The organism is Amycolatopsis sp. NPDC041971 (genome assembly GCF_055588925.1).
The window spans coordinates 169777-180050 of sequence record NZ_JBVJCE010000022.1 but is presented as its reverse complement, the minus strand read 5'-3'; the positions used below and the strand labels follow the sequence as shown (position 1 = coordinate 180050).

The following is a 10274-nucleotide window of genomic DNA, read 5'->3' as shown; positions in this document are numbered from 1 at the left end:
TCCGTGAAGGCCTCCTTGAGGAACCCAGAGTCCCTCAAGGAGGCCTTCACGGACCGACCACCTGACACGACACTTTTGACTTTCGGCGGCCGACAAACTCGACCTTCACGCGACCGGCAAGAGCCGAAGGACCCCCATCGCTGCATCAGACGCGGCGAAGGACGCCTTCAGCCCAGCCCAGCCCGCCCACTAGGCCCTTGACTTTCGGCCCCTAGGACGGTCACGACCGGATCAGCTCAAACTCGAGCAAGGCCTCGCATCGGGGTCCTGCGCTCCCTTGGGCACCCACCGCACGTTCGCGATCGAAGCCGAGAACCGGCCGTGGGTGTACACCAGGAACGGCGTGTTGACGTTCTCCAGGTCCAGCCCGTTGGCGAAACACGACACCGGGATCTTGACCGTCGACTTCGGCGCCCCCGCCAGATCGGTGAACAGCTTGGTCGCGTTCACCTCGGAGAAGCACGGGTAGACGCAGTGCATGCTGATCACCGTTCTGTTGACCGGGGCCTCGTGCACGACGGTGTCGAACTCCAGCGCCGCGTCGGCGTTCAGATAGCCCCGCAGGTCGTTGGTACCGGCCGGGTTCTGGAAGTAGAGCTGCGCCGGGCCAGTGCCGGTCCAGGTCGCCTTGAGCCCGTCCTGCTGGACGTTCACATCGGACTGGACGACGGTGATCTCAGCGTGTGAAGCGGTGCCGTCCGGGCCGATCTCGGTGCCGCCCCAGTTCTCCGCCGAGCCGATGAAACCCTTGTACGGCGCGACATCGGTGCGGTTGAACACCTCGAGATCCTCGGTCGCGGTGCCGCCGCCACCGGTCGAGCCGCAGGTCACCGGCCCGGCCGTCTCGTCCAGCTGCCCGACGGTGACGCGCTGGCCGGTCTTGAGGCCGTAACCGAGTTTGAACAGCGGGTCGTACTCCGCCGAGCCAGCGTTCAGCGGCGTCTGGCACGCGCTCTTCGGCCACGAGTACGGCAGGGTGCCCTTGAAGCCGCCCTTGACCAGGACGTCGGCGACGCCGCCGCCTTCGGTGCCCGGCAGCCAGGCCGCGACGAACGCGTCGGAGCGGTTGATCTCCTTGTTCATGTACAGCGGACGGCCGCCGACGTAGACGGTGACGACCGGGGCCCCCTTCCCTCGAACCTTGTCCAGCACGGCCAGATCCTCGGGGTAGAGCTTCGAGGCCTCCAACGTTTTGCGGGTCAGGTCGCCGACGCCTTCCGCGTACGGGGTCTCACCGATGACGGCGATGACCGCGTCGTAGCCCTTCGGATCGGTGTCGCCTTTCTCGTCGAAGGTGACGTTGACGTCACCCAGCTGCTGCTTGAGCCCGGCGAGGATCGACGTCGCGTTGGGGAAGTCGGCGTTGGTGTTGCCGGTCCCCTGCCAGCTCAGCGTCCAGCCCCCGGTCTGGTTCTGGATGCTGTCCGCGCTCTTGCCGACCACGAGGACCTTCGACTTCGGCTTCAGCGGCAGCACGTTGCCGTTGTTCTTCAGCAACGTCTGCGACGAACGGACGGCGTCGCGCGCCAGCCAGGTCTCCTTCAGCGCCTCATCGGAGTTCGCGTAGGAGCGATCCGACGGCTTCTGCGACTCGTACAGCCCCGAGCGCAGCTTGACGCGCAGAATGCGGGTCACGGCGTCGTCGATCCGCGAGACGGGGATCCGTCCGTCGGCGACCTGGGCGACGGTGTTGGCGATGAACGCCTTCCAGTCGTTCGGCACCATCACGATGTCAATGCCGGCGTTGATCGCCTGCGGACAGGAAGCGTTGGTGCAGCCGGGAACCTGGCCGATGCCGTTCCAGTCGGACACGACGAGGCCGTCGAAGCCCATCTTGCCCTTGAGGATCTGGTTCAGCGCCTTGTCGCTGCCGTGCAGTTTGCCCTCGCCGATGCCGAGTTCGGCGTTGGTCCAGCTGTTGAACGACACCATCACGGTCTGGGAACCGGCCGCGAGCGCGCCGTAGTAGCCCTGGCCGTGGACGTTGATCATCTCGGCTTCGGACGACGGGTTGACGCCCTGGTCCTGCCCCTTGAGGGTGCCACCGTCACCGATGAAGTGCTTGGCGGTGCCGATCACGCCGTTGTAGCCGATACGTTTGGTCGAGCCGTCCTGGAGCCCGTTGATCGCCTCGTAGCCGTAGGCCCTGGTGATCCGCGGATCCTCGGAGAACCCTTCGTAGGTGCGGCCCCAGCGGTCGTCCTTGACGACGGCCAGTGTCGGCGCGAACGCCCAATCCTGACCGGTGGCGCGGATCTGCCGGGCCGTCGCCGCGGAGATGTCGCGCACCAGGCACGGATCGTGCGCGGCGCCGAGACCGATGTTGTGCGGGAAGACGGTGGCCCCGTACACGTTGTTGTTGCCGTGCACGGCGTCGATGCCCCAGATCACCGGGATCTTCGTCCGGCCGCCCTTCGCGGCCTCCCAGTAGGAGTCGGCGAGCTTCAGCCAATCCTGCTGGGAGGCGTGCTTGTCCTTGTTCGGCCACGAACCGCCGCCGTTGAGGACCGAGCCGATCGAGTACTGCCGGACCTCGTCGGGGGTGATCGCGGCGATCTCGGGCTGCGTCATCTGCCCGACCTTCTCCTCCAGGGTCATCCCCTGAAGGATCTGGGCGATCCGCTGCTCGTCACCGGCCTTGCCCTTGAACCGGCTCTCGACCTTCGGCCAGTCCGCGAGCGTCGGCAGGCTCTTCTCGATCCGGGCACAGCCGTCCCGGCCGAGCGCGGGCTTTCCGATCACGGGCTGTTCGGCGGCGACGGCGGCGGGCGTGGCCACCACGGTCCCGCCGAGCAGGGTGAGACTCATCAAGGCGATCAGCGGACTTCGGCGCGCATGCGCACGTCTTGCCATGGTCTGGTCCATTCTGCGGGAGGCGGGGACCGGCCGATCCTCACCGGGCCCGGCGGCGGCGTCAAGAGTTTCGGACCAGTACGGAAGCTGTTAATTTTTGCCATAAACTAAGATCCGGAAAGTCACCCGGCCGCACCCCTCGATTGCGCCACTTGGCGGTGTACAGCACCAGCCCTCTTGACCTCGACATTACTTGAGCTTCTACCTTCGCTGGAAACGAAGGGAATCTACTCATGACCGTCTTGGTAACCGGCGCCACCGGGAACACCGGCCGCCACGTGGTGGCCGAACTCGTCCGCCGTGGGGAACACGTCCGGGCACTCACCAGGAACCCCGCCGCGGCGCGGCTTCCGGCGGGTGTCGAACTGGTGGAGGGCACGCACACCGCGCCGGAAACGCTGACCGACGCCCTCGACGGCGTCAACCGGCTGCACATCACCGTCACGGCGGGGCTCGCCGACGTCGGCGCAGACCTGGTCAAACGCGCCGTGGCCGCCGGGGTGCGGCGGATGACCGTCGTGTGGGGCGGCTACGTCGGGCCGACGGAGCAGGCCATGGCCGAATCCGGGGTCGAATGGACGCGGCTGGAACCCCAGGAGTTCATGTCCAATGCCCTGACCTGGACCGATTCCATCCGCACCGAAAAGGTGGTCCGAGAGCCGTTCGACCTCCCGAGCGCCGTGGTGCACGAGGGCGACATCGGCGCCGTCGCCGCCACCGCTCTCGTCGAGGACGGGCACTCGGGCAAGGTCTGCAACCTCACCGGGCCGGAAGCGCTGACCACGAGCGAACGGATCGCGATCCTCGGCAACGCCCTTGGCCACGACATCACGCTGGAGCGGATCACGCGGCAGCAGGCGATCGACCGGCTGCTGGCCGAAGGCGTCTCGGTCGCGGACGCCGAATACGTCGTCGGCTGGCACGCCGATCCGCCCGTGGAGGCGCGCACCGTCGTCGACACGATCGAGATGGTGACCGGGCGCCCGGCCCGCACCTTCGCCCAGTGGGTCGCCGAACACGCCGACCGGTTCAAGCCGTGAGCGGTCCGACCGCCTTCACGATCTCCAGCACCGGCGCGGTGTGCACCGTGTGGATCGCGCGCAGCGCGCCGAGCCGGCGCGTGAGGTAGTGGTGTAGCGCGGCGGGATCCGGGCACAGCGCCTGCGCGGCCAGGTTGGTGGGCCCGGTCGTGGCGACGACGACGGCGAGCTCCTCATGGGTGGCTAGCGTCGTCGCCACCTCGTCGAGGTCCGCCGGCGCGACGGCCATCCACAGGAACGCCTGCGTGGTCATGCCGTACAGGGCGGCGCTGATCTCGACGTCGAAGAAGAGCGCACCTCGTGCGCGCAGATCCGCCAGGCGGCGGGCCGCGGTCGCCGGTGCCAGGCCCGCCGCTGTGGCGAGATCCCCGATGCTCGCGCGGCCGTCGTGCCGGAGAGCGGCGATCAGCGCGTGGTCCGCCGCGGTCAGCGGAGCTTCCCCGGCGTGGGATTCCGGCGGCCGCAACGCCTCCTGCTGCTCTGCGGTCAGCGCGGTGACGCGCCCGCGCCAGGCCGTCGGGCCGCCGAGATAGGTGTGCAGGATGAAATGCGCGGACACCGCCGTGACGCTGGAGGTGCGCGGGATGTCGTGCAACAACATGGCGCTCTGCGCGTGCCTCGGTGTGTGCGCGATCGTCACGATCTCCGTGCCGCCCGAGGTGAGCTTGACCCACGACGTGTCCGGCCGCCTGGCCAGCGAACGGGCGAGCGTCCGCGCGGTGGCGGGCTGCGCGCTGAGCCGCACGAGCCACTGCGTCAACCCTGTCCGGTCGGGATCGGGCAGGCCCACGACCCGCAGCCCCGCTTCGGCGCGAAGCCGCTGGTAGCGCCGGGCGACGGTCTGGCTGGAGACGCCGAGCACCGCGCCGACACGGCTGAACGGCGCACGAGCGTCGATCTGCAGCGCATGGATCAAAGCGCGGTCTATGTCGTCGAGCATGGAATATTTCGTCCAACCGAGGCGGGTTTCATGGAACAGAAGACATCTTCACCGCACGGTCTCGATCATGCAACTGACGAAGACCAGGTCGGTCCCGCTCGCGACGCTGCTCGCGGCCGAGGCGATGAACGTGCTGGACTCGACGATCACGCAGGTCGCCGGCCCGGCGATCCACGCGGACCTCGGCGGCGCCCCTTCTGCCATCCAGTGGTTCGGCGCGGCGTACACGCTGCCGTTCGCGGTACTCCTGATCACCGGCGGCCGACTCGGTGACCTGTTGGGCCGCCGACGTGTGTTCCTGTCCGGTGTCGCGCTGTTCGCCCTTGCGTCGCTGTGCTGCGCGCTCGCGCCGAGCACCGGCTCGCTGATCGGCGCGCGAGCGGTGCAGGGCACGGCGGCGGCACTGGTGATCCCGCAGACGATCGGGTTGATCAAGGTCATGTTCACCGGTCCGGCACTGGCGGCGGCGCTCGGCTGGAACGGTCCGGTGGTCGGCCTGTCCGCCGTGAGCGGACCGTTGCTCGGTGCCCTGCTGACGGATCTGGTGTCCTGGCGGGCAGCGTTCCTGGTGAACGTGCCGATCTCGATCGCGGTGCTGATGGCCGGACGGCTGCTGCCGGAAGACCGCGCCGAGCGTCCGGTCCGGCTCGACGTGCAAGGCACCGTGCTCGCCTCTCTCGGCGTCGGACTGCTGGTGTACCCGCTGATCGGCCAGTGGAATTGGGGCCTCTTCGGCGCCGGTGCCGTCGTGCTGGTGCTGTTCGGGTTCCATCAACGAAACCGGCGGCACCCCCTGATCGAACCGAGTTTGTTCGGACACCGCGGTTTCCCCGCGGCGCTGGCGGCGTCGACGTTGTTCTTCGCGGTGATGAACGGGGTGATGCTCGTGGTGGTCCTGCACCAGCAACTCGACGAGGGCCGCGGCGTACTGGCGTCCGGATCGACATTGCTGCCGTGGTCGGGCGGGCTGGCGATTTCCTCCTGGGTGGCGGGCAAGGTGCTTGTGCCGCGGTTCGGATCTCGGGTGGCCTTCGCCGGGTTGACGCTGCTGCTCGCGGGAATCCTGCTGGCGATCGCGGGTCCGCTGCCGCTCGCGCTCGGGGTCGGCGGGCTCGGCCTTGGGCTGTTCACGGTGCCGTTCTTCACCGCGGCGCTGTCCGTCGTCCGTCCACATGAGACAGGTTCGGCGGCCGGAGTGCTGAACGCGGTGCAGCAAGTGGGCGCGACATTGGGCATCGCGGTGTTCGGCACCGTTTTCCTGCGCGGCCACTCTTCGGCGCAGGTGTTCTCGCTCGCGGCGGTGCTGGTGGTCGCGACCATGGCGGCCACCGCGCTGATGCCGAAGACCTCTTGAGGGAGCTGAAGGGGACTTTCCCCTCATCCCACGAGGCGAAGGACGCTTTCCTCGCATCGCATGCGGGGAAAGCGTCCTTCAGCTAGCCCTCGGCGGCCTTGAACCACGCGCCGATTCCGGCGAGGGCGCCCGGACCGTAGTCGCCCCTGACGTCGTCGGCCAGATCCGCGATGGAGACCGCGCGCAACGCCGCTCGCCACTGGACTTCGGCGTTCGCCATCGCGCGGCTGATCGCACACGGGGCCGTGCACGCCTCGGGCGGGGTCGCCATCGGGCCGCGCTGGCGGATCTCGGTGCAGACGAAGGCGGGGCCGGGCCCGTCGATGGCCTCGACGACGTCGAGCACCGTGATCTCCGACGGTGGCCGGGTGAGGACGTATCCCCCGGCCTTTCCCTGCACCGACCGGATGAGATCGGCTCGCGAAAGGGCCTGGAGTTGCTTCGCGAGGTAGCTCGGCGAGACGTCGTGCAGCTGCGCCAGGCGCGCGGCCGGCGCGGGTTCGTCGACCGAGGTCAGGACGACGCAGCAGTGCAGGGCCCATTCGACCCCACCGGACATCTTCACCCGGATGACTCTAACTCGCCCCTTGACTCGGACACAATGTGTCTGAGTATTATCTCGGACATGAGGTATCCGAGTTGCGGACACCTACCGAAGAAGGGCACGGGGTCATGAAATTCGCGATCATCGGCGGGACCGGGCTGATCGGTTCGCAGGTCGTGCGGAACCTGAACGAGGCCGGGCACCAGGCGGTGCCGCATTCGCCGTCCACCGGGGTCGACCTCCTCACTGGCCAGGGTCTCGACGCCGCGCTCGACGGCGCCGACGTGGTCGTCAACCTCACGAATTCGCCGACTTTCGACGACACCTCCCCCTCGTTCTTCCGGACGTCGATGGACAACCTCGCCGCCGCCGCGAAGAAGGCGGGCACCGGGCACTTCGTGATCCTGTCGATCGTCGGCGTCGACCAGGTGCCCGAACTCGACTACTACCGGGCGAAGACACTTCAGGAGAACATCCTCAAGAACAGCGGCGTCCCCTACTCGATCGTCCGCGCCACCCAGTTCATGGAATTCGTCGACGCCGTGCTGTCCTGGACCGCCGACGAGACCACGGTCCGCCTGCCCAGCACGCCGATCCAGCCGATCGCCGCGGCGGACGTCGCCGCCGCCGTTTCCGAGGTTTCGGCGGGGAAGCCGCTGAACGGGACCCTCGACCTGGGCGGCCCGGACGTGTACCCGCTGGACGAACTGGGCCGGATCACCTTGTCCGCCAAGGGAGACACGCGTTCGGTGACCGTCGACGAGACCGCGGGCATGTTCGCCGCCGTCAAGGGCGACGTCCTCACCACGAAGGACGGCGCCCGCATCGCCGAGACCCGCTACCTCGACTGGCTCAAGTAACGGCACTGCGCGTGAAGACCCCCTTCCTTGTGTCTAGCGCCAGAGTCCCGGCAAAGTCGAATATCCGCTGGTCGGTGGCGCTCATGGTGATGCGAACCGGGCATCGTCGACTGTCCGCAGGGGGCAGCCTGCAGGGGGGTGAGTGGCGATTCGGCTGACTCGAGGGATGAGTCGGACCCTGAATGTCCACAAAGGACGTTATCTGACGACTACGTGTCCATTTTATGCTTATATATACGGTTTTTGACTGGGGTCGTGAATGATCAGGAGGGTTCTATCGAGGGGTAAGGCAAACGTGGCGTGCCGGGGCCGGCTGCCGATGGTCCACCACCGGAGGCCGGGCGTCACAGCCGTCCCAGTGTCACCAGGGATCACGCCCGAGGGTAGCGAAAGGCCCCTTCGCTACCCTCAAGGTCAGGGTTCCGGCAAAGTCGCATAAACACTGGTCAAGTGGGTGTTGCGGTGACAGAGGCGGGCTCGTCACAGGCGCCTGACATCTTTCTCTACTGTCCACATCGGACGCAGCCGGGTCGATAGTGCCCGATTTGGGCGTTTTTCGACCGGGTCGTGAGTGAAAAAGAGGGTTCTAGCCCTGAATTTCACTCACGACCCCAGTCGAAAAACGTACAAAAACGCATCAAATGGACATCCAGCGGCCGGATGGTGTCCTTTGTGGACAATTGACGCTCGGGACACCCTGTCATCCGCCCCGTCGGAAGTCCAGTTCGAAGCGCCAAAAGCGCCACCGACCAGCGGCTATGCGACTTTGCCGGAACCCTGAACCTCAAGGTAGGTAAGAAGGCCTTCACGGACCGGAGAGCGCCGCGACCCAAGGTGTCAGGCCACTGTGACGAGCCCGCCGTCGGCTTGACCAGCTGTTATGCGACTTTGCCGGGGCCTTGCGGCTCAGCCGAGGGAAGGGGCCCTTCACCGCGTCGCATGCGGTGAAGGGCCTTCAGCCCACGTCAGCTCGGCAGCAGCGCCGGAGCGGCGAGACGGCTGGCGTTCGCCGCTTCGTCGTCCGGCTGGGCCTGGGCGGAGCGTTCCGCTTCGACCCGGGCGAGGTAATTGGTGACCTCACGCTCCCGCTTGTGTGAGTCCCAGCCCAGCAGCGGCGCCATCAGCTCCGCCACCACCGGCGCCGCCGTCACGCCGCGGTCACGCTCCTCGATGGAAATCCGCGTGCGCCGCGTCAGGACGTCCTCCAGGTGCAGCGCGCCCTCGTGCGAGACGGCGTAAACGACCTCCGCCTTCAGGTACTCCGCGGTTCCCGGGATCGGCTCGCCCAATTCGGGACGCTCCGAAATCGACTCCAGGATGTCGTCGATCGCGGTGCCGTAGCGCTGGAGCAGGTGCTCGATCCGGCCGATCGGCAGCCCCGCGCGCTGCGCGAGCGAGTGCCGCGCACCCCACAGCTCGTGGTAGCCCGTCGCGCCCACGATCGGCAGCCGCTCGGTCCACGACGACGGCGCCGGACGGCCGAGGTCCTCCACCGCGACGTCGACCGCGTCGGCGGCCATCACTCGATACGTCGTGTACTTGCCACCGGCCACGATCACCAGCCCCGGCACCGGATGCGCGACGGCGTGCTCCCGCGACAGCTTCGTCGTCGAAGTCGCCTTCGCGGCCAGCAGCGGCCGAAGCCCGGCGTACACGCCTTCGATGTCGTCGGCGGTGATCGGCGTGCGCAGGACGGCGTTGAGGTGGTCGAGCACGTAGTCGACGTCCGCCTGGCTGGCCGCCGGGTGTTCGCGGTCGAGGTCCCATTCGGTGTCGGTGGTGCCGACGATCCAGTGCCGTCCCCACGGGATGACGAACAGGACGCTCTTCTCGGTACGCAGGATCAGCCCGGTGTCCAGGTCGATCTTCTCGCGCGGCACCACCAGGTGGATGCCCTTCGACGCGCGCACGGTGAACGGCGCGGGGATGCCCGCCGCCTCGGCCATGTCGTCGCTCCACACACCGGTGGCCGCGACGACCGTCTTCGCCCGGACCTCGATCTCCGCGCCGCTCTCACGGTCGACGACCTTCGCGCCGACCACGCGCTCGCCGTCACGGATCAGCGACGTCACACGAGCACGGGTGAGGACGGAGGCGCCTTGTTCCGCCGCGGTCCGCGCGATCGTCATCGTGTGGCGGGCGTCGTCGACCTGGGCGTCGTAGTACTGAATGGCGCCGATCAAGGCGTCGTCCGCGAGACCGGGGGCGACCTTGCCCGCGCCGCGTTTGGACAGGTGCCGGTGCCGCGGCAAGGCGCGCGCTCCGCCGAGGGTGTCGTAGAGCGTGACACCCGCGCCGATGTAGCCGCGTTCCCAGACGCGGTGTTTGAGCGGCACCAGGAACTTCACCGGCCGGACCAGATGCGGCGCCAGCGTCTGCAGCAGCAGACTCCGTTCCTTCAACGCCTCACGGACCAGCTTGAAGTCCAGGTTCTCCAGGTAGCGCAGCCCGCCGTGGATCAGCTTGCTGGACCGGCTGGACGTGCCCGCGGCGAAGTCGCGGGCCTCGACGAGCGCGACCGAGAGCCCGCGCGAAGCGGCGTCGAGCGCGACGCCGGCCCCGGTCACTCCCCCGCCGACGACGAGAACTTCGACCTCTTCCCGGGCGAGCTTGCGCAGCGTCTCGGCACGGTAGACCGGGGAAAGCGGTACGGGTGTCACTCTGTTCCTCCTGTTCATCGGGC

At 67.9% G+C, this 10274-nt stretch carries 7 protein-coding genes; 3 read left to right on the top strand and 4 right to left on the bottom strand.

Features of this window, described 5'->3' with window-relative positions; all coding sequences use genetic code 11:
* Nucleotides 1-231: 231 nt before the first annotated feature.
* Nucleotides 232-2808 carry a glycoside hydrolase family 3 protein gene (locus tag ACZ6DT_RS34565; protein WP_465603166.1) on the bottom strand — a complete coding sequence of 859 codons (2577 nt, stop codon included), beginning with the start codon at nt 2806-2808 and terminating at the stop codon, nt 232-234.
* A gap of 278 nt (nt 2809-3086) precedes the next feature.
* On the opposite strand from ACZ6DT_RS34565, the gene ACZ6DT_RS34560 reads away from it, so the two are divergent.
* Entirely contained in the window at nt 3087-3893 is an 807-nt protein-coding gene (locus tag ACZ6DT_RS34560; protein WP_465603147.1) for an NmrA family NAD(P)-binding protein, read from the top strand.
* On the opposite strand, the gene ACZ6DT_RS34555 is transcribed toward ACZ6DT_RS34560, so the two are convergent.
* Nucleotides 3883-4833 carry an Lrp/AsnC family transcriptional regulator gene (locus ACZ6DT_RS34555; protein WP_465603145.1) on the bottom strand — a complete coding sequence of 317 codons (951 nt, stop codon included), beginning with the start codon at nt 4831-4833 and terminating at the stop codon, nt 3883-3885. The two genes, ACZ6DT_RS34560 and ACZ6DT_RS34555, sit on opposite strands and share 11 nt — an antisense overlap.
* Before the next feature lie 67 nt (nt 4834-4900).
* Between ACZ6DT_RS34555 and ACZ6DT_RS34550 the strand changes: the two genes are divergently transcribed.
* Nucleotides 4901-6187, top strand: coding sequence for an MFS transporter (locus tag ACZ6DT_RS34550; RefSeq protein ID WP_465603143.1), 1287 nt, complete (start codon nt 4901-4903; stop codon nt 6185-6187).
* 82 nt (nt 6188-6269) lie between these two features.
* Here ACZ6DT_RS34550 and ACZ6DT_RS34545 read toward each other — a convergent pair whose 3' ends face one another.
* Nucleotides 6270-6746 (bottom strand): Rrf2 family transcriptional regulator, encoded by a 477-nt coding sequence (locus ACZ6DT_RS34545; protein WP_125797055.1) that lies wholly within the window; start codon nt 6744-6746, stop codon nt 6270-6272.
* A gap of 113 nt (nt 6747-6859) precedes the next feature.
* Between ACZ6DT_RS34545 and ACZ6DT_RS34540 the strand changes: the two genes are divergently transcribed.
* Nucleotides 6860-7591, top strand: a complete 732-nt coding sequence (locus ACZ6DT_RS34540) for an SDR family oxidoreductase (RefSeq protein ID WP_465603141.1) — start codon at nt 6860-6862, stop codon at nt 7589-7591.
* 965 nt (nt 7592-8556) lie between these two features.
* Here the strand turns inward: ACZ6DT_RS34540 and glpD are convergent.
* Nucleotides 8557-10269 (bottom strand): glycerol-3-phosphate dehydrogenase, encoded by a 1713-nt coding sequence (gene glpD / locus ACZ6DT_RS34535; RefSeq protein ID WP_465603139.1) that lies wholly within the window; start codon nt 10267-10269, stop codon nt 8557-8559.
* Between the last annotated feature and the right edge of the window lie 5 nt (nt 10270-10274).

What these genes read in the sequence shown, in the direction of transcription:
- ACZ6DT_RS34565 (WP_465603166.1), bottom strand. Translation starts at nt 2,808, where the DNA reads ATGAGTCTCACCCTGCTCGGCGGGACCGTGGTGGCCACGCCCGCCGCC.
- ACZ6DT_RS34560 (WP_465603147.1), top strand. Translation starts at nt 3,087, where the DNA reads ATGACCGTCTTGGTAACCGGCGCCACCGGGAACACCGGCCGCCACGTG.
- ACZ6DT_RS34555 (WP_465603145.1), bottom strand. Translation starts at nt 4,833, where the DNA reads ATGCTCGACGACATAGACCGCGCTTTGATCCATGCGCTGCAGATCGAC.
- ACZ6DT_RS34550 (WP_465603143.1), top strand. Translation starts at nt 4,901, where the DNA reads ATGCAACTGACGAAGACCAGGTCGGTCCCGCTCGCGACGCTGCTCGCG.
- ACZ6DT_RS34545 (WP_125797055.1), bottom strand. Translation starts at nt 6,746, where the DNA reads ATGTCCGGTGGGGTCGAATGGGCCCTGCACTGCTGCGTCGTCCTGACC.
- ACZ6DT_RS34540 (WP_465603141.1), top strand. Translation starts at nt 6,860, where the DNA reads ATGAAATTCGCGATCATCGGCGGGACCGGGCTGATCGGTTCGCAGGTC.
- glpD (WP_465603139.1), bottom strand. Translation starts at nt 10,269, where the DNA reads ATGAACAGGAGGAACAGAGTGACACCCGTACCGCTTTCCCCGGTCTAC.